The 18,016-nt window shown below is 52.4% G+C and carries 28 protein-coding genes and 1 pseudogene; 25 read left to right on the forward strand and 4 right to left on the reverse strand.

Going from position 1 to position 18,016, the window contains the following annotated elements; genetic code table 11:
• Positions 1 to 163: 163 nt before the first annotated feature.
• The 3 genes from C2U54_RS15740 to C2U54_RS15745 form a co-directional block, all read right to left on the reverse strand.
• Positions 164 to 1,003 carry a DUF6414 family protein gene (locus C2U54_RS15740; protein WP_233210485.1) on the reverse strand — a complete coding sequence of 280 codons (840 nt, stop codon included), beginning with the start codon at positions 1,001 to 1,003 and terminating at the stop codon, positions 164 to 166.
• Positions 966 to 1,145: a hypothetical protein gene (locus C2U54_RS27730; RefSeq protein ID WP_233210484.1), complete on the reverse strand. Its 180-nt coding sequence runs from the start codon at positions 1,143 to 1,145 to the stop codon at positions 966 to 968. Before C2U54_RS27730 ends, C2U54_RS15740 begins: the two co-directional genes overlap by 38 nt.
• Before the next feature lie 151 nt (positions 1,146 to 1,296).
• Positions 1,297 to 1,764: a helix-turn-helix domain-containing protein gene (locus C2U54_RS15745; protein WP_199184423.1), complete on the reverse strand. Its 468-nt coding sequence runs from the start codon at positions 1,762 to 1,764 to the stop codon at positions 1,297 to 1,299.
• A gap of 13 nt (positions 1,765 to 1,777) precedes the next feature.
• Between C2U54_RS15745 and C2U54_RS15750 the strand changes: the two genes are divergently transcribed.
• The 10 genes and pseudogenes from C2U54_RS15750 (at position 1,778) to C2U54_RS15795 (ending at position 7,730) form a co-directional block, all read left to right on the forward strand.
• Complete coding sequence (locus C2U54_RS15750; protein WP_000145712.1) at positions 1,778 to 1,987, forward strand: transcriptional regulator; 210 nt, start codon at positions 1,778 to 1,780, stop codon at positions 1,985 to 1,987.
• Positions 1,988 to 1,998: 11 nt separating this feature from the next.
• Entirely contained in the window at positions 1,999 to 2,553 is a 555-nt protein-coding gene (locus C2U54_RS15755; RefSeq protein ID WP_103179492.1) for a toxin YdaT family protein, read from the forward strand.
• Between the two features lie 184 nt (positions 2,554 to 2,737).
• Positions 2,738 to 3,724, forward strand: coding sequence for a replication protein (locus C2U54_RS15760; protein ID WP_103181079.1), 987 nt, complete (start codon positions 2,738 to 2,740; stop codon positions 3,722 to 3,724).
• The gene (locus C2U54_RS15765) at positions 3,708 to 4,397 is read left to right on the forward strand and encodes a replication protein P (RefSeq protein ID WP_103179493.1); all 690 of its coding nucleotides are present in this window, start codon (positions 3,708 to 3,710) and stop codon (positions 4,395 to 4,397) included. The genes C2U54_RS15760 and C2U54_RS15765 overlap by 17 nt, the downstream gene beginning before the upstream one ends.
• 12 nt (positions 4,398 to 4,409) lie before the next feature.
• A pseudogene (locus C2U54_RS15770) lies at positions 4,410 to 4,649 on the forward strand (DUF977 family protein); the annotation flags it as partial.
• 16 nt (positions 4,650 to 4,665) lie between these two features.
• Positions 4,666 to 5,175, forward strand: coding sequence for a hypothetical protein (locus C2U54_RS15775; protein WP_103179495.1), 510 nt, complete (start codon positions 4,666 to 4,668; stop codon positions 5,173 to 5,175).
• The gene (locus tag C2U54_RS15780) at positions 5,172 to 5,456 is read left to right on the forward strand and encodes a hypothetical protein (protein WP_231312431.1); all 285 of its coding nucleotides are present in this window, start codon (positions 5,172 to 5,174) and stop codon (positions 5,454 to 5,456) included. The genes C2U54_RS15775 and C2U54_RS15780 overlap by 4 nt, the downstream gene beginning before the upstream one ends.
• Positions 5,453 to 5,635: a hypothetical protein gene (locus tag C2U54_RS15785; protein WP_103179496.1), complete on the forward strand. Its 183-nt coding sequence runs from the start codon at positions 5,453 to 5,455 to the stop codon at positions 5,633 to 5,635. Before C2U54_RS15780 ends, C2U54_RS15785 begins: the two co-directional genes overlap by 4 nt.
• Positions 5,635 to 5,892, forward strand: coding sequence for a hypothetical protein (locus C2U54_RS15790; RefSeq protein WP_103179497.1), 258 nt, complete (start codon positions 5,635 to 5,637; stop codon positions 5,890 to 5,892). Before C2U54_RS15785 ends, C2U54_RS15790 begins: the two co-directional genes overlap by 1 nt.
• Complete coding sequence (locus C2U54_RS15795) at positions 5,889 to 7,730, forward strand: DNA cytosine methyltransferase (RefSeq protein WP_103179498.1); 1,842 nt, start codon at positions 5,889 to 5,891, stop codon at positions 7,728 to 7,730. Before C2U54_RS15790 ends, C2U54_RS15795 begins: the two co-directional genes overlap by 4 nt.
• A 68-nt stretch (positions 7,731 to 7,798) precedes the next feature.
• Here the strand turns inward: C2U54_RS15795 and C2U54_RS27265 are convergent, their stop codons facing one another.
• Positions 7,799 to 7,993, reverse strand: a complete 195-nt coding sequence (locus C2U54_RS27265; protein ID WP_139156339.1) for a hypothetical protein — start codon at positions 7,991 to 7,993, stop codon at positions 7,799 to 7,801.
• A 136-nt stretch (positions 7,994 to 8,129) separates the two neighbouring features.
• On the opposite strand from C2U54_RS27265, the gene C2U54_RS15805 reads away from it, so the two are divergent.
• From C2U54_RS15805 to C2U54_RS15880, 15 genes are all read left to right on the forward strand, one after another.
• Positions 8,130 to 9,110, forward strand: a complete 981-nt coding sequence (locus C2U54_RS15805) for an IS5-like element ISKpn26 family transposase (RefSeq protein WP_000019441.1) — start codon at positions 8,130 to 8,132, stop codon at positions 9,108 to 9,110.
• Positions 9,111 to 9,964: 854 nt separating this feature from the next.
• Positions 9,965 to 10,204, forward strand: a complete 240-nt coding sequence (locus C2U54_RS15815; RefSeq protein ID WP_103179500.1) for a hypothetical protein — start codon at positions 9,965 to 9,967, stop codon at positions 10,202 to 10,204.
• 34 nt (positions 10,205 to 10,238) lie between these two features.
• Positions 10,239 to 10,838, forward strand: coding sequence for a DUF1367 family protein (locus C2U54_RS15820; RefSeq protein WP_103179501.1), 600 nt, complete (start codon positions 10,239 to 10,241; stop codon positions 10,836 to 10,838).
• A 4-nt stretch (positions 10,839 to 10,842) separates the two neighbouring features.
• On the forward strand, positions 10,843 to 11,043 hold the full coding sequence (locus C2U54_RS15825; protein WP_103179502.1) for a hypothetical protein: 201 nt from the start codon (positions 10,843 to 10,845) through the stop codon (positions 11,041 to 11,043).
• Between the two features lie 2 nt (positions 11,044 to 11,045).
• A complete protein-coding gene (locus tag C2U54_RS15830) occupies positions 11,046 to 11,336 on the forward strand; it encodes a DUF1364 domain-containing protein (protein WP_103179503.1) in 291 nt (96 codons plus the stop codon).
• Positions 11,333 to 11,695 carry a crossover junction endodeoxyribonuclease RusA gene (gene rusA, locus C2U54_RS15835; protein ID WP_103179504.1) on the forward strand — a complete coding sequence of 121 codons (363 nt, stop codon included), beginning with the start codon at positions 11,333 to 11,335 and terminating at the stop codon, positions 11,693 to 11,695. Before C2U54_RS15830 ends, rusA begins: the two co-directional genes overlap by 4 nt.
• A complete protein-coding gene (locus C2U54_RS15840) occupies positions 11,692 to 12,498 on the forward strand; it encodes an HNH endonuclease signature motif containing protein (RefSeq protein WP_231312428.1) in 807 nt (268 codons plus the stop codon). The genes rusA and C2U54_RS15840 overlap by 4 nt, the downstream gene beginning before the upstream one ends.
• Positions 12,495 to 12,635, forward strand: coding sequence for a YlcG family protein (locus C2U54_RS15845; RefSeq protein WP_103179505.1), 141 nt, complete (start codon positions 12,495 to 12,497; stop codon positions 12,633 to 12,635). The genes C2U54_RS15840 and C2U54_RS15845 overlap by 4 nt, the downstream gene beginning before the upstream one ends.
• Positions 12,632 to 13,414, forward strand: a complete 783-nt coding sequence (locus tag C2U54_RS15850) for an antitermination protein (RefSeq protein ID WP_103179506.1) — start codon at positions 12,632 to 12,634, stop codon at positions 13,412 to 13,414. Before C2U54_RS15845 ends, C2U54_RS15850 begins: the two co-directional genes overlap by 4 nt.
• A 936-nt stretch (positions 13,415 to 14,350) precedes the next feature.
• Positions 14,351 to 14,536 carry a hypothetical protein gene (locus C2U54_RS15855; protein WP_103179507.1) on the forward strand — a complete coding sequence of 62 codons (186 nt, stop codon included), beginning with the start codon at positions 14,351 to 14,353 and terminating at the stop codon, positions 14,534 to 14,536.
• A 161-nt stretch (positions 14,537 to 14,697) separates the two neighbouring features.
• Positions 14,698 to 15,021 (forward strand): four-helix bundle copper-binding protein, encoded by a 324-nt coding sequence (locus tag C2U54_RS15860; protein WP_103179202.1) that lies wholly within the window; start codon positions 14,698 to 14,700, stop codon positions 15,019 to 15,021.
• Between the two features lie 521 nt (positions 15,022 to 15,542).
• The gene (locus C2U54_RS15865) at positions 15,543 to 15,767 is read left to right on the forward strand and encodes a class II holin family protein (protein ID WP_103179508.1); all 225 of its coding nucleotides are present in this window, start codon (positions 15,543 to 15,545) and stop codon (positions 15,765 to 15,767) included.
• A complete protein-coding gene (locus C2U54_RS15870; RefSeq protein ID WP_103179509.1) occupies positions 15,745 to 16,308 on the forward strand; it encodes a lysozyme in 564 nt (187 codons plus the stop codon). The genes C2U54_RS15865 and C2U54_RS15870 overlap by 23 nt, the downstream gene beginning before the upstream one ends.
• Positions 16,309 to 16,518: 210 nt before the next feature.
• Positions 16,519 to 16,845: an Rz1-like lysis system protein LysC gene (lysC, locus tag C2U54_RS27735; protein WP_442786141.1), complete on the forward strand. Its 327-nt coding sequence runs from the start codon at positions 16,519 to 16,521 to the stop codon at positions 16,843 to 16,845.
• 126 nt (positions 16,846 to 16,971) lie between these two features.
• On the forward strand, positions 16,972 to 17,895 hold the full coding sequence (locus C2U54_RS15880; protein WP_103179511.1) for a hypothetical protein: 924 nt from the start codon (positions 16,972 to 16,974) through the stop codon (positions 17,893 to 17,895).
• Positions 17,896 to 18,016: the final 121 nt, after the last annotated feature.

Genomic DNA, 18,016 nt, shown 5'->3' on the forward strand with positions numbered 1-18,016 from the left:
GTACAGCGTTGCTTTACTTGGGTGGTTTGGGATATGAAATTGCGTGATTGAAGACAAAAAAAATCCCGACGCTAAGGTCAGGATCATGGAGTCCGGGGTGGGGATTGATGGCGGAGCTGGTGGATGAGGGTACAAAAAACCCGGCGCGGTGGCCGGGTTTTTTTTATCTAATATTCCTGAAAATAACAAGTGGTGTCATACCATATGAATTACTACTCCGTCCGGCTAATCCTCTTATACCGGACAGCATCCCGTGAATGCCGTCTTTCATTGAATTTGGCTCAAAAGATAAAGTATCTATTTCATCTTCTTCCGCTTCGGGAAGTGCGTCAATGAAACCAATCACATACCACTCGCCTGGCAGACTCGAACCATATTTCAAAACCATATCATCTGGATTAATCGTCAAGTAGTCACGATTTATGGTCATCCAAATTGTTTGGCCAGCTTCGTTAATGAAATCAACCTGCAAAGTGTTTGGAACGATATTTAAAACCTCTTTCATCATTCCAAATGTTACACCAGGGGCAATGAATTGTTCTTCAACATTAAAATTGGATTTTTTGGCTTTCGGCGGCAACTTTGGCTGTTCCATTTCCATCATCTTTGCGATAAATGGAACGCTTTTTTGGAGAACTGAGATGTCAAAAATTCTCATTCTACCCTTACACAAAACAGTGCTCCCTAGGCGCTCTCCATTGAGGTCTTTTCTTATCAGCCCGTTTTCATCAAGTTTATCAAGAAGGTTGATTGGGAGAGTCCAGGATGCATCAAAACTTTTTTCTTGAGTTTGGTTTATGGTTTCTTCAACGCCGGTTTTGGCCTTGACAATCCTTAAGTCAAACCCCGCGTCGGACATAGATTTATCAATTTCTGCCGTTATATGCTTAATGGAGGTTACGACACCTGGACCATGCATCTGAGCGAGAAGGGAAGATGCGCGTTGATTATCGACATAAAGAAAATCATATAGTGAATCGGTGCTTTGTTGCTCTTGCTCCATTTTGCCATTCCTCTTTTGCTCTTTCTTTTTTTTCAGCAATTTTCCGTTGCTTTTCATCTATCTCATCAAAAAGTTGAACAAGCTCATCCTCGACCTCGTTAGGCACGCTGGGCTTGGCTTGTTTAAATAATTTTTTGAGCATGATGAACCCCCAAAGAGAACTGACAGCTTAAATTATGTTCTCTTTACGTTGCTAAAGCAACTTCCTACCCACCAAACAGGAGTTCCATAAAGCACTCCTTCACCCAAGCGTCTCGTCAGGCCACTACCAGCTATGCGCCGACCAGAACACCTTAATCCCCTTGCGACCTAATCCGCCCCTTCATGTACTTCTCATACAGCTCGTCCAGTTCCTTCAGGCGGATCGCGAAGATGCGGAGCATGTTCTGCTGCTCTTCTTCCGGCAGCTGGCGATAGAGCTCCAGTAGGCGCTGTTCGTCAGGCTTAAGGCCGTCTTTCTCACCAACGTCCTCGCCGAGCAGCCATGGCACAGACACGCCAGCAGCGTCAGCAACGGCCAGGGCCGACTCTTTGCTTATCTTGCCGGTTCGGAACCATCCGGTGACCGCTTGCTTACTGACATTGGCTACCTTGGCCATCTCTGTTTTGGAGAAGCCTTTGCCGTTCAATTCAGTCAGCCTGGAAATAAGGCTCTCGTTAGGATCTTTTTTATTCATGCGTGGATTGTAAACAATAGCTTTACCAGTTGGTAGGCAGGCGTGTATTGACTCAATGGTAAATTGGTGCTTTACTTTGCTCACTTAAGGAGGTCCTATGACTGGTATTGAAAATGCAATTCTCCGATCTGGCTCGGCCAGCGCGCTTGGCGCTTTAATCGGCGTTTCAAAAATGGCCGTTTCGTTGTGGCGCCGTAAAGGCATTCCTGCTGAAAGAGTGCTGCCAGTGTTTGAGGCCACCGGCGTAACTCCCCACGAACTGCGCCCCGATCTCTACCCAAACCCCACTGATGGTTTACCAAAGTAGGAGCACTAACAATGCAAACACAATCTTTTCAACAGAATAACAGAGCGCAAACAGAACGCCTGATATTCCAATATCACTTCAGCGGGGAATCAGGTGATAGCGTTGATCACCGTGCCATCTGTTCTGCTGTTCGTGCCTGGGCGGCAGCAGAGGGCCGCGTCGCGGTTGCCATGGCAATCAAAGAGGCTGCTGAGGAGGCTGAGCTGGCTGGGGTCGACACCTCCGGCAATTCCGACGTGTGGAATGTGAAGCTGTTTCGTTGGCTGGACCATGCAGAGAAATCAACTTCCTACCGCGCGAACGTCGAGCAGCTGGCACCGGTGATCCTTGCTGTCTTACCCCTGGCCTATCGTGATCGCGTTGTTCGGAACGACGATGTTGCGCTTCGAATCGCCAGAACGGTGAAGGAGGACGCCGAGGCTATTCAGGCCGTCATGCTCAAAGCGCCAAAGCAGGTTCGGCTGAAGGAGATCAGCGAAAAGATTGTCGCCAGCTTCTACTTGGATGGCCCGGACTCTGTGGCGCCATTGATGGCGATGGTGACGACGATGCTGGGGGCTGTATGACGGGATCTAAAAAGGCGAAAGCCGCGGTGCTCGAACACCAACGGCTTTCTGATGCAAATACGGGACGTAAATGCGAGGTCATTATGGCAAATGCATGTACAAAACACCAGGCGAAAGGGGCATAGCCATGTCGAATGTCGCTTACGCCGATTTTGCGGCACGCAGTGCCGTCAGGAGCAACCGGATGGAGAACCAGAAGACCGGATTCATCCCGTTGTACCGGAGTGTATTGAAGAAGCCCTGGGCGAAAGATGTGTTCCTGCGCACGCTGTGGGAAAACCTTCTGTTGGGCGCTGCCCGTCAGCCTTATACGGCAAACTTTAAAGGCCGTCAGTGGCCGCTGCAAACCGGACAACTGGTGACCACGTCAGCCGATCTCGGGCTGAAATTATGTGATCGGGCAGGGGAGCCAACAAGCCGTCACGCAGTGGAGAGAATGCTGGCACTTTTCGTCAAGGAAGGGATGATTTCTACTGCGGGAGAGAAGCGAAAAGGCACCGTGATAACCATCACAAATTACATGCTTTATGCTCAAAAAATGGACAATTTACCCGCGCATTTGGCCGAGCATAACGGCGAGCATTACGCCGCGCATGAGGAACCCAGCAACGGCGGTGCTTCCGGTAGTGATGCCGCGCATTTAGCCGCGCATGAGGCCGCGCAATTCGCCGCGCATCATGAACAACAAGGTAATAACAACAATATAAATATTAAAAGATCCTCGTCCCGGAATTCTGCCGAATCCCGAAACGAAGCGATCGAAAAATTTCTTTCTCGCCATCCTGAAGCCGTAGACGGAATTTACACCCCCTCCGGTAAATCATGGGGAACGGCTGATGACCTGAAAGCAGCCCGTTGGATTTATGCCCAGCTGCTGACGGTCAACCCAAGCCTCAGTGAGCCGAAATGGGTTGAGTGGGCCAATACCATCCGTCTGATGCGCCAGCAGGACAACCGCACTCACTACGAAATTTGCGAGCTACTCAAGTGGGTCAGCAAGGATAGCTTCTGGAAGACCAACATCCTGAGCCCATCCAGCCTGCGAAAGCAGTGGGACCAGCTAAGCACCAAACGCCTGAACAACCCATCCGGGGTCCGGCCAGCAGCCCAGGGCATCGACTTCAACAATACAGACTGGATCAACGAGGTGTTCGATGGAAAGACTATCTGAGCAGCTGGCGAACTGCGATCGCGAAAGCTTTCGCCGCATCGCCCATAACATGCCTGAAGCCCCGGCAGAACGCCCGCAGGTTGAGCAGACGGCTGAAATCTTCAACTCCCTGTTCAGCGCGCTGCGTGCTGCATTTCCGGCAGCAATGGCTGCTTTCCGTGAGCAGAGCGAGTTCAACGAACTGCGCCGCCAGTGGGTGATGGCATTTCAGGAGAACGGGATCACTACCATGGCACAGGTGGCCGCAGGCATGCGGATTGCCCGCCGCCAGGAGAAGCCATTCCTGCCGTCACCCGGTCAGTTTGTTGCCTGGTGCAAAGAGGGGCGCTGCCTGCTCGGGTTCAGCGTTGATGACGTGATGACTGAGTACTGGAAATGGCGCCGCCTGGTCTTCCGGTTCCCGACCAGCGAGCAGTACCCATGGCCAGCACCAGTTCTGTATCACATCTGCATTGAGCTGCGCCGCCAGAGTACCGATCGCCAGATGACCGAGAGCGAGATGCGCCAGGCCGCCGGCAAGGTCCTGGCTGGATGGGAAGAGCGCGTTGCAGCAGGTAAGCCGGTACCGCCGATCCGCCGCGCTATCGCCGCTCCGGCCAAGGCCAGCGGACCCACGCCAGCAGAAATGCTGAAAGCCCAATATGCGCAGCGCAAAGCCGCTGGTCTGATTTAACAGGAGATCCCTATGGCTAAACCTAAAACGCATAGCGAGCGCACCCTGTTCATCGCCTGGATTATCGAGCTGGTGAAAAAGCATGGCCGCGCAACGACTAACGATATCGCCGCCATGTTCGGCCTGCATCGCACTACTGCCGAGAAATACATTCGGGCTGCCATAGAGCAGGGCCATCTTATCCGCCACGGGCGCAGCGGCGTCTTCCGCGACCAGCGGGCAGTTATCGACTTTGACATGGAACGTTATACGCACCGAGGAGCATCCCATGAGTGATTCACTGAGCAACAAAGAGCTGGTGGCCGTTGGTCATCACCTGGCGAAGGCGCTGAGCAGCGACACGCCAATCATGGACATCGCGAAGATTGTTTCGCGCCTGGCCGAACGCCTGGACTGCACCACCGCGGCGCTGCATGCCACGCGCGCCCAGCGCGATCAACTGGGTGCGGAGAACGGCAAGATGCTGCGCCTGCTCACCGACATCAGTGAAAACCACCTGGAATATTTGTCCGAAGGTGAAGACTGCATGATGGCTGGAGTTCCATTGGATTATGTCTCTGAAATCAACACCTACGTATCGCGGGACGTAAACGCCGAGAATCCTTTCAAACAGACCGACGCCTTCCTGGCTGAAGTGCGGGCGCAGGGGGCAGAGGGTTTCATCGATTTCTGCGGTGAAGAAAACTCCGTGTTTGTTGAGTCAAAAGCTTATTACCGCTCGCTGTCGGATGCGGTTGCAGAGTTCGCCGAACAACTTCGCTTGGGAGCATCCCAATGAGCAACGCTATCGTCGCAAACCTGACCGATGAGGTGATCAATGCCGCTTTCAAGAATACCAACTTCGGGCGCGATGACTTCCGCACCATCCTCGCTGAAACGGTCCTGAAACGTGCAGCAGGGTATCACTCAGGATGGACTGCAACCACTATCTGCAAACATCTTAAGTTGCTTGGTAAGCAAGAAATGCCGACCAAACTCGGGCTGAGATTCGCTTTCAATCACTACTACAAACCATGTGTGCGTGAGGCACTGATGCCTGCTGGGGAGGCAGCCCAATGAGCTACGTCTTCCTGATTATGGTTTTATCAAGCCAGAGCATGAACATGCAGGTCGAACCGATGGAGAGCATGGCTCAGTGCCAGGCGGCCATAAAAGCGCTAGCCGTTGCAGACCGGGAACGCTCCTGGAATGAAACGTCACCGCGTATCAACAACATCAAATGCGTTGAGGTGAACTGATGGAGCAGATGCTGCAATACGCGACAAAGCGGATCGTCCAACTGGAAAGCCTGCTGTTGGTGGATGTCGCCGAAACCGTCTGGCCTGCCGAAGTGGGCATGGTTTACGGCCAGATTGAAAACGCCGGGGATCTCCCGGCGCATCACCAGCGCCGCCTGAAGCATCACATCAACCGCATGTGGCTGGAGAAAATGCCGGTACCGGCCATCGTTACTGCGGCCCGGTCGCTGGCTGCCGCCATGGAGGAATACGCGTGAGAGAAATCATCGTTGATAACTTTGCCGGCGGCGGCGGGGCGAGTACGGGCATTGAGCTGGCGATCGGCCGCAGCGTGGACATTGCCATCAACCACGACCCCAACGCCGTGGCGATGCACACCACCAACCACCCGGACACGCTGCACTACTGCGAATCCGTTTTTGATGTAAACCCCCTGGTGGCGACCGCTAGTCGCCCGGTGGGGCTGGCGTGGTTCTCACCGGACTGTCGCCACTTCTCGAAGGCCAAAGGCTCAAAGCCGGTGGAGAAAGAGATTCGCGGGCTGGCGTGGATCGTCATTCGCTGGGCGCTGGCGGTACGGCCACGAGTGATGATGCTGGAGAACGTGGAGGAGTTCAAAACGTGGGGGCCGCTTATCGTATCGGCTGACGCCGGTCAGCGCCCGGATCCTGACCGCGCCGGAGAAACTTTCGAGGCGTTCTGCGGCATGCTCTCAGGCGGTATCCCCGCCGGGCATCCGGCGCTGGCGGAGTGCTGCGAGTTCCTGGGCATTGCCGCCGACGGCGAGCTGGCGCAGCAGCTGGTGGCCGGGCTTGGTTATGCCGTTGATCACCGAGAGCTGCGTGCCTGCGACTTTGGCGCGCCGACCATCCGGAAGCGGTTCTTCATGGTAATGCGCTGCGACGGCGTGCCGGTGACCTGGCCGGTGCCGACCCACGGGGATCCGAAAACGCCAGCAGTGCAGGGTGGCAAGCTGGCGCCATGGCGTACCGCGGCGGAATGTATCGACTGGTCTATTCCGGCACAGTCCATCTTCGACCGTAAGAAGCCGCTGGCGGAGAACACGCTTAAGCGTATCGCGCGCGGCATCCAGCGCTTCGTGATTGATAGCGCCTCGCCGTTTATCGTGAAGTGCAACCACACCACGACGAAAGGGAAATACGACTGCTTCCGCGGACAGTCGCTGGCGGAACCGCTGCAGACCATCACAAAAACGCACGGCTATGCGATCGCGGTACCGACGGTAACACCGTTCCTGGCGGGTAGCGGAGGCAGTGAGTACCAGGCGAAGCCACGACCGCTGGATAAACCCATGCATACCATCCTGAAAGAGTCACGGGCATGTGTTGTAGCGCCGGTCATCGCCCGGCAATTCGGTGCCAGCATTGGACATCGCGCTGACGAACCGAGCGCCACGATCACCGCCGGTGGCGGCAAGTTCGGGTTGGTGGCTGCTAATCTGGTTAAGCACTTCGGCGGGAACTACCAGGGCGCTGGCGTGGCTTTGGACGAACCGGTCCACACGGTCACCACCACCGATCATCACGCCGTTGTCGCTGCGCACCTGATGGTTAATAACACTGGGCACCCTGGCGGTGCTGCTGACCAACCTGCTCATACTGTCACAACGGGTAATCACCACGCTGCGGTCACGTCGCACCTGGTAATGCTGCGCGGGACCTGCCGGGATGGCCGGGTGGTTGATGCGCCAGCGCCGGGGTTAACCGCGGGCGGCCTGCATGTCGGGAATGTTGAAACCAGCCTGGCGACGGGTGGCTATGACGAGCAGCGCGCGGCGCAGGTGCTGGCATTCCTGCGGGAGTATTGCGGCGTGGATTCTGACGGGCTGGTGACTGTGGATGGCGTGGTGTATCGCATCGTGGATATCGGCATGCGCATGCTGCAGCCAGCGGAACTGTACCGCGCCCAGGGCTTTCCGGAGTGGTACATCATCGACCAGGACTACCGCGGCGTGAAGTACGCGAAGGATAAGCAGGTGGCCCGCTGCGGCAACGCCGTGCCGCCGCCGTTCGCTGAAGCGCTGGTAAGGGTGAATTTGCCGGAGATGTGCGAACAACGGGAGTGGGCTGCTTAAAGATAATATTAATAGAGGACTTATTTCAACTTGAAAACGCCGGGCATTGCCCGGCGAATCAATTGTCCTTATTTGCCAGAGAACCTTCTCCAGATACTTTGGCAAATGCCAAAAGACAAAGCTAAGAACATAAGACCAGACCAACGTTCTATCCCTTCCGCCATCACCAGCATAGCTATTCCGATACCTGCAAGCGGAATAGCAGCGATAACAAAAAGAATAATGCCACAAATAAATTGGCTTACAGTGGGCTCTTGAGACATGTTAACACCTTTAATGAAGGAAACCGTTGACGCGCAATTTCTTATAGTTTTTATGTAGTTCCATTTAGGGAAGGTGCGAACAAGTTCCTGATATGAGATCATCATATTCATCCGGAGCGCATCCCAGAGGGACATCATGAGCCATCAACTCACCTTCGCCGATAGTGAATTCAGCACTAAGCGCCGTCAGACCCGAAAAGAGATTTTCCTCTCCCGCATGGAGCAGATTCTGCCATGGCAGAATATGACCGCTGTCATCGAGCCGTTTTATCCCAAGGCGGGCAATGGCCGACGGCCCTATCCGCTGGAGACCATGCTGCGTATTCACTGCATGCAGCATTGGTACAACCTGAGCGACGGTGCCATGGAAGATGCCCTGTACGAAATCGCCTCCATGCGCCTGTTTGCCCGATTATCCCTGGATAGCGCCCTGCCGGATCGCACCACCATCATGAATTTCCGCCACCTGCTCGAGCAGCATCAACTGGCCCGTCAATTGTTCAAGACCATCAATCGCTGGCTGGCCGAAGCAGGCGTCATGATGACCCAAGGCACTTTGGTGGATGCCACCATCATTGAGGCACCCAGCTCTACCAAGAACAAAGAGCAGCAACGCGATCCGGAGATGCATCAGACCAAGAAAGGCAATCAGTGGCACTTTGGCATGAAGGCCCACATTGGTGTCGATGCCAAGAGTGGCCTGACCCACAGCCTAGTCACCACCGCGGCCAACGAGCATGACCTCAATCAGCTGGGTAATCTGCTTCATGGAGAGGAGCAATTTGTCTCAGCCGATGCCGGCTACCAAGGAGCGCCACAGCGCGAGGAGCTGGCCGAGGTGGATGTGGACTGGCTGATCGCCGAGCGTCCCGGCAAGGTAAAAACCTTGAAGCAGCATCCGCGCAAGAACAAAACGGCCATCAACATCGAATACATGAAAGCCAGCATCCGTGCCAAGGTGGAGCACCCGTTTCGCATCATCAAGCGGCAGTTCGGCTTCGTGAAAGCCAGATACAAGGGGCTGCTGAAAAACGATAACCAACTGGCGATGTTATTCACCCTGGCCAACCTGTTTCGGGTGGACCAAATGATACGTCAGTGGGAGAGATCTCAGTAAAAACCGGAAATAACGCCAGAAATGGTGGAAAAAATAGCCTAAATAGGCTGATTCGATGTGTTTGCGGGAAAAAAATCGGCCCAGATCCGCGAAATTTTAATCAGCGAGTCAGCTTGGGAAGAAATGACCTGCTTATTCGCACCTTCCTTAGCACTTGGCTTTTATCATTTGCTGTACTTTCCATAGACGTGAAACGCAAATTAAATAAATCTACTCATATATTCAATTCACCAGTTTTGGTGGGGCAACCATTTCGCTCGAGCGCACAACTTCCCATACAAACAATATGGGAATCCCCATATCGACGGCCAGGGCCTCTCCGGAGGCCTTTTTCGCGCCCGGCGCATAGGTGATTTGCACATGATCGATAATACCGATCGATACAAGAATATTGATCTATTAAATCGATCAGTTAATAACCGGCGACCGGCAACAAATTATCAACCTGACAAAAAGTGTCACCCCATTAAATTATCCATAAAAGCTGCTTCACCCCTCGCCCAGAGGAGGTGAGAGTTTTTTAATCAGGTATTTACCCCGGTGCTCTCTGTGCCGCCAAAGTGTTAAAAAATAAGGTCGGTTTTTACACGGAAGTAGCGTAAAAATTTATTTAAATCAATAAGATGAATGGACTTGCACAGGCATGTATTTCATGTGCATACTTAAGCCAAACGAATAAATACTGTTTATACATACAGTATTTTGTTGTATGGTTAAGATGCTACAGAGAAAAATGAATTTTTCTTCCGGCGAACCTATTAGGAAATTTGCGCCATTTGGTATTTTGGCTCTGTGGAGTGGAGTTCTCCCCGCCGGGAGAGGGTATTTGGTGATAGCAAAGTGAGGAGGTCGATGTGAAAGAAAAGCAGGAGCAGGGTGACTGGTACGACATTATCAGGCGTTCAGACGGCAAGCTTATTGGATCTATGCCGTTTGAAAGCCGATGTCTCGTCTACACCAGGAATGGTCTGGTGTCGTGCCGCCCGCTGCTGGAGGACGAAGGGATCTTCAATCTGTCGTCCGGAACCCGTTTTCTTCGCCGCCTCGGCTACCGCGTCAATCAACCCTCTGATATTATGATATCAACGGACTGAACACCCGTTGACCTGATGCGCCACGGAGAACACCATGGCGCAGTTACAACTCATCAAGAATTCTGCAGGAACCCTGATCCCCGCATCGCCGGAGACCAGCGAATTACTGCAATCAAAAATCAAGCTCGGCGCCGTGCTGGTGGCCGACTTCAAACAGGTCCGTAACCCGGCCTTCCACCGTCGCTTCTTCGCTCTGCTGAATCTCGGCTTCGAATACTGGGAGCCAACCGGCGGGGCTATCTCCTCCAACGAACGCAAGCTGGTGACCGGCTACGCCAAATATCTGGCTTCGTTCGGTGGGAGTGAAACCGCGTTGCTGGATGCTGCCGAGCAATATCTCGAGCAGGTGGGCAGCCGCCGCATCACCAATGGCATCAGCCTGTGCAAATCCTTCGACGCGTATCGCGCCTGGGTCACCATCGAATCCGGCCACTACGACACCATCCAGCTCCCTGACGGCACCCTCCGGAAACACCCCCGCAGTATCGCCTTCGCAAATATGGACGAGACCGAGTTTCAGCAGCTCTACAGAGCCGTGCTCGATGTTCTGTGGCGCTGGATATTGTCGCGCGCATTCAGGGACCAGCGCGAGGCCGAGAACGCCGCTGCGCAGCTGATGAGCTTCGGGAGCTGACCAGATGGCGAAATCATGGTTCCACTACACGGAATGCACAACCGAGCAGGCCGATGAACTTCAGCGGCAGTACCAGCGCCGCGGCGTAGCCGTTAAGCGCAGCCTCAATCCTGATTACCTCACCTGGACCGTCAGCGTAGAGCGGCAGGAGGTTACGTACCTCGAGTCCACGCCGCGTACGTTCCGCCAAAAGGTCTGGGGGTGAGCATGGCTGATTTACGCAAAGAAGCACGCGGACGTGAATGCCAGGTGCGTATCCCCGGTGTGTGCAATGGCAACCCCGAAACGTCCATTCTGGCGCATATCCGCCTGGCTGGGCTGTGCGGCACCGGCCTTAAGCCGCCTGACCTGATCGCCACCATCGCATGCAGCAACTGTCACGACGAAATAGACCGCCGCACCCACCTGGTTGATGCGGATTATGCAAAGGGGTGCGCGCTGGAAGGCATGGCCCGCACGCAGGTTATCTGGTTGAAAGAGGGAAAAGTAAAAGCATGAGCGAATATCGAATCAGCCTGCCGTGGCCTCCAAGCAACAACCGCTATTACCGGCACAATCGCGGGCGAACCCACATCAGCACAGAAGGGCAGGCCTACCGAGACCGCGTAGCCCAGATCATCAAAGACGAGATGCTGGATATCGGCATCACATCCCCGGTAAAGATCTGCATTGAGTGCCATATGCCTGACCGCCGCCGCCGCGATCTGGACAACCTGCAGAAGGCGGCATTCGATGCGCTGACTAAAGCCGGGTTCTGGGAAGACGATCAACTGGTCGAAGACTACCGCGTTAAACGCATGCCGATCGTCAAAGGCGGAAAACTAGAACTGACTGTTACTGAGCTGGAGGCTGCATGAAGTGCAAAGTAGATGGTTGCGAACGAGAAGCCACATACATTCAGCAGTGCGTATGCCAAAAGCACTATTTCCGGATGATGCGGTATGGGACTTACGACCTCATCAAATCGGGGAAAAGGAAAGATCGGTCTCAAAACGATAAGGGCTATCAAATGCTTCACCGCCCTGGTCATCCGCTAGCAATGGCAAATGGTGCAGTCTACGAGCATCGAGCGGTTATTTACGCAAAGTACGGAGAAAGCCTTCCTGATTGCGAGCTTTGCGGGAAAGGCCTTAACTGGAAAATTGTACATATAGACCATATCGATGAAGTGGTTACGAACAATGACGAATCGAACCTAAGGCCACTTTGTGGGACTTGCAATACGCGCAGAAGCAGTCCGCCAGCGCACACCAGAAAAGATGCCATAGCGGTCACATACCTTGGTGAAACTAAGACGGCAAATGAATGGGCAAGAGATCCAAGAATAAGCGTAAGCAATGGCACCATTGTCCGCCGTAAGAAGCGGGGGATGACTGATTTTGACTGCCTTTTTGCGCCGAAGATAACCCATAACGGTAACGTGCCGGTTAAGCCGCCAACCCCACCCAAATACACGAGGAAAAACAGCATCGCTATCGAATGGGATGGGGAAACGAAAACCCCTTCTGAATGGGCTAATGACCCAAGAGTGTCCCTTACAGACGGAACCATTCGTAGCAGGGCAAGGGCGGGTATGTCGGCCTTCGATTGCTTGTTCAAGCCTGCATCCAGGACAGGGAAGAAAAAACTCAAAGAACTGAAAAAGCAGGTGGCCGCATGAAACCAGAACTGATCGCACTACTTCGCCTGCGCTGGAAGCGTCTTCGCATTTACCGCCGCCCGGGAACGGTGCTGGTGGACTACCGCATTCTTCGTAACTTTATTCGCATTTACCAGGTGGCAGGAGCCGTAGCATGAACCTCGAAAACACAGTGAAACACCACTTCGCAAAGTCCACGATGATCAGCGACTCCCCGCGCGCTACTGCATCAGATTCATTGACTGGCACTGATATCATGGCTGCCATGGGTATGACGCAGGAACGGGCCGCACTGGGTTACAGCGCTTTCCTCGGAAAGATGGGGATCAGCAATAACGACCGGGAGCGGGCGATCGCGCTGCTGGCTGAATACGCGCTTACCAAATGCGACAAGGTGGCCGCACTGCGCAAACTGGAAGCCGGAGTTAAGCCACTAGTGATGCGCCAGCTGGCCGCGTTCGCCTTTGAAGATTACTCGCGCAGCGCCGCCAGCGTGAAGCAATGCGAGTGCTGTGCCGGGGCCGGCTTCATCCAAGCCGACGTATTCACCAATAAATTCCGCAAGCCGGAAGGCAAGATGACCGTGGCTGGAATGGTGAAGGTCAAAGAGTCCGCCAGGGTGCTCTGCAAAAAATGCAATGGAACAGGCCAGGTCAGCGCGGCATGCAGCGACTGCCGCGGACGCGGAAAAGCGGTAAGCAAAGAACTGACCGATCAGCAGGGTGTTCCGGTTCTGGCCAACTGCAAGCGTTGTGGCGGGAGAGGGTACGAGCGGATCCCTTCAACAGAGGCATACGCGGCCATCTTCCTGATCACTGATGCGATTAGCCTGGATACCTGGAAGAAATCGGTTAAGCCATTTTACGACCTGCTGATTACGAAATTCGATATCGAAGAAGCCTGGGCCGAAGCGCAACTGAAACAGATAACGCGATAGCACTCCCGGAAATAGCTTACGTTTCAAGCGTGAGCTATTTACTTTTCCCGAATCTGTGTTAATTTCTTTCTAACGATGGGCTTTGTATGTCCAGAGTTAAAAATTCTGAACCTCGCTACGGCGGGGTTTTTTATTATTAAGTAACTTGTAAGTTAAATGTATCTTTTAAGATGCAAGCAACGTAGAGTGCCCGGGTGGTGAATCCCCCTTAGCGGTGGGGCGACTAGGCAAAACGAGTCGGGTTTGTAAAACGCGGTTCTGTGGTCTAGCGCAGAGTCACCGGGAGGCACCCGGCACCACGACCTCCGTATCATCTCTTCCCAGGGCTGTCGATTGGCGGCCTTTTTGTTTTACATGATTCTGGTCTTCATAGTATCGCCGGTCTTTTTCGTTCATACCGAATAAATAAACAGATAAAGTTAGCTTTATCGCAGGAAAGCGATTAGGCTGCGCCTGTGGTGAATCCCCCTAAGCGGTGGGGCGACTAGACTGGGAGGTGAATGACGCGATTCTGTGGTCTAGCATAGAGTCACCGGGAGGCACCCGGCACTACAGTTCCATTACCACAGTTTTTAAGGCTGCCGATTGGCAGCCTTTTTGTTTTACCTGACCCTAACCAGCACAGCACTGCTGGTCTTTTTGTTCATACTGAATAAATATACAGATATAAATAGCTTTATGGCAGGAAGAAGACTAGGCTGTGCCTGTGATGAATCCCCCTATGCGGCGGGGCGACTAGACTGGCAGGTGAGTAGAACGCGGTTCTGTGGTCTGGCGCAGAGTCACCGGGAGGCACCCGGCATCACACCCACTCATGCACTTCTTTGTCCGGCCCTGATGTAAGTTATGTGGCGCACAGCAAGCCTGGATTCCGGTTTACATATCAGATAATGTCATCTTGATGAGTTCTGTCAGAGCTTGCAGAGGACAATGATTATGGAGGAAGGATTTTACTGGATACAGCACCAAGGGAAGGTCCAGGTTGCCTACTACACCCACGGAGAAACCGAAGACCTTGAAACGGGTAAGACCGTAACCGGTATCTGGCACCTGACGCAGGGGGATCCCATTTGTGATAATGGTGAAGCAGAAGTTCTGGAAGGTCCTCTTACACCATCATGAGATCGTTAGTCGTTTCGGAATTTGATGAAGGTAGTCGTTATTCGAATGCGTTCCCTGTAATTACAATTTAGGCGAATTTGGAATAACGCTCCTATTAACTGGCATCATCGCACTCCTGTAACCAGACTTAGTTTTCTGCTTACGACTGAAAGGAGCGAAATATGCCAATTAACCATGCTGAATGCATCGAGGCCTGCTACAAATGCGCGGCTGCCTGTGATTATTGTGCTGCTTCATGTCTGAAAGAAGAACAAGTGGATATGATGCGTGAGTGCATAAGACTCGATATGCAGTGCGCGAATATTTGTCGGCTCGCAGCGCAATTTATGACCTTTGATAGTGAATTTGCCAAATCGCTATGCCGTGTCTGCGCAGAAGTCTGTCAGAAATGCGGTGAAGAATGTGGGAAGCACGAAGCAGAACATTGTCAGAAATGCTCTGAAGCTTGCCTTCGTTGCGCAGAAGCGTGCCGCTCGATGGCTTAATGGAACTTGCTTCCAGTTTTCTGTTTGAGCATCGACACTTTAGAATTCTGACAAACTTTTGCTATTGTTAAGAGTCAGGTGAATCCCCCTGTGCGGCGGGGCAATCCAGTTAACTGCTAAGTGCAGATATGCTTGCGGCTCGTATAACTGGTAACGAGTCACCGGGAGGCACCCGGCACCTGTCTTAGTATCAATACCTGGGTTTAGTATTGCCTGCTTGCAAAAGCAGGCTTTTTTTATATGCGCTTCGTTAGTAGTGCTATTATTTAATCGTAACCAAGTCATAACCATTAACCGGAGCTCCTGACCGGTCAGTAATGCTGCTCGACACAGTTGCAATACGGATGGTGGCTGGGGAACATACCTACCTACTTAGATTTAAACTCAGTTAGGCCCGCTGAAAATGCGGGCCTTTTTTTATCTCAGGCTCCCGGAACTCCCATCACTCGTCTTGTCGTTAATTCGTCCGGAGAGCCTGATCCCAACTACACACAGCACCCCGGAATTATCGGAGGTGAGAGATGTTTCGAATGGACAAAATAACCACCGGCGCAGCTTATGGCGCCTCTGCGGGGAGCGTGTTGAACGGCATTCTTAACGCATACAGCCCTGAGCAGTGGAACGCCATTGGCGTACTGGTGGGCATAGTAGTTGCTGTTCTTACGTACCTGACAAATTTGTACTTCAAAATCCGCGAAGAAAACCGTCGCAACAGGAGCCGGCATGAACCCGACATTGAGGAATAAGCTGATGGCCGCGATTGCTGGCGGTTCGGGAGCCATCACGATTGCAGCGGTTATGCTGGGCAATGCTGGCGGACTGGAAGGGCGAAGGTATTACGCATACCAGGATGTGGTTGGCATATGGACCGTATGCGACGGACACACTGGAGCTGACGTTCGGCGCGGTTACCGCTATACCAACCGGGAATGCGATGCCCTATTGCAGTCAGACCTGCGCAAGGTGGCAGCGGCCATCGATCCGTTGATTAAGGTTCGTATCCCTGAGACCACCAGAGCGGCGCTTTACTCGTTCACCTATAACGTGGGCGCTGGCGCGTTTGGCAAATCAACGCTGCTGAAAAAGCTGAACTCCGGTGATGTAGCTGGTGCCTGCAAAGAGCTGCAGCGCTGGACGTACGCTGGCGGGCAACAGTGGAAAGGCTTGATCACCCGACGCGAGATAGAGCGCTCAGTCTGCGAGTGGCAGCAAAAGCCGCAGCTGTTTGACGGTGGCGCCGGGCCGCTTAACCCGGGTACTCCACCATCAGCCCCGGGAGTGTTCTGATGAAACTCCACTATCTCATTGCGATCGCAATATTCATTCTCTGCCTGTTCGGCGGGGCATGCTGGTCAGCCTGGCATTACAGCGATAAGGCCAGCCGGGAAAAGGCGCGGGCGGATAGCGCAGAACAACAGGCCGAATCGGCAAACATCGTCACCGCCAACGTGATTCAGGCCGTGAACATCATCAACGCTATTTCAGAGGCCAATCAGGATGCCAAGAACCAGATCGCACTGGAGTCACAGAGAGCCCAGGCAGATATCAAAGTGGCTGTTGCGAATGATGATTGCGCTCGTCAGCCTGTGCCTGCTGCAGCTGCTAACCGGCTGCGGCAATTCGCGGACAGTCTACGTACCGGCTCCGGTAGTGCCGCTTCCGGCAAGCCTGACAGCTGAGACGCAACAGCCAGCCATTCCCGAACCGCTGACCTACGGGGCCAGCCTGGATTTGAATGTGAGCCTTCTGTCGGCGCTGGGCCAGTGCAACATCGATAAGGCCAGTATCAGGAAGGTTGAAGCATTGCGTGCCTCGCAATATTAGTTCTAAGCTCATTCTGGAGAGCTTATAGTCAGGAAATAAGTTATTGAGTAGCTAGATCTAAATCATAGATGTTAGTGAAAAAGATTGGTATTGTTCAAATATCACTCTCCACAAATGGATATTCACATGCTGTCATTAATATTTGGTGCTGGTGCAAGTTACGGCTCAGAAGCTAAAGGTGTTCCTACCCCTCCTCAAGGTGATTACTTATTCGGTGAACTTGAAAAGCTAAATGGGGCTTATTCAAGGCTGCCCGAAGAAATAAAGCATGAATTTCGTGAGAAGGGTTTTGAGCAAGGCATGCTTGTTGTACCAAACGACAGTTCGATAATTAATCCTTTGCAAAAAGAGTTAGCTTTATATTTATCTGCGTTTAAACCAAGCGAAAAGAATGTTTACGTCAAGTTGTTTAGGATGTTAGGTGGTTTAGTTAATGAAATTCATCTGATGACATTAAATTATGATTTGTTGATAGAGCAATCACTTGCAATTTCTGGAGCCAAATATGTGCGTTATGGAGTACATGAGGGAGAAGTTTCTTTATTGAAGGTTCATGGTTCCTCTAACTTTGTTCCAGACGTGGGTGAGAATTTTTTAGGGGGGATGACAGCAGTTAATTGCGGTTCTTTCATTAGAACAGATCGCATGGATTTTCTAAATAATCACAATGATATCCAGCACTGGTGTGATAGTCCTAAGTCCGCCTTTTTAAGTCCGATGATGTGCATGTACAACAAAGAAAAAAGAGCGGTGATAAATAAAGAGATGCTTGAGACTTTAAAAAGCGATTTTAATAAGGCAGTAACTGAGTCCGAAACGGTTGTTATTGTAGGTGTTAAATACGTTCAACATGATCATCATATTTGGGATGCGATTTTAGATTCAAAGGCGGATGTTATTGTTGTTGATCCAAAACCTGATGAAGAATTGATTGGTGAGCTTAATCGGAAGCAAATAAATACAACTATAATTAGGAAGCCTTTTGATGATTGCGTGATGAGATTAGCAGGGTTGATTCGTAGCAAGTTAAGAACGAAAAGTGTCTTATAAGTGCCGTTAAGCACATTGATGTTTGGTGCTATTGATAATCCACGTTTGGGTAAGTCTGAACTAACTTTATTGGTATGTTAATTATGTCATTGTAAAAGCCACTTCCGAGTGGCTTTTTTAA

This window comes from Leclercia sp. LSNIH1 (assembly GCF_002902985.1).
GTDB lineage: Bacteria > Pseudomonadota > Gammaproteobacteria > Enterobacterales > Enterobacteriaceae > Enterobacter.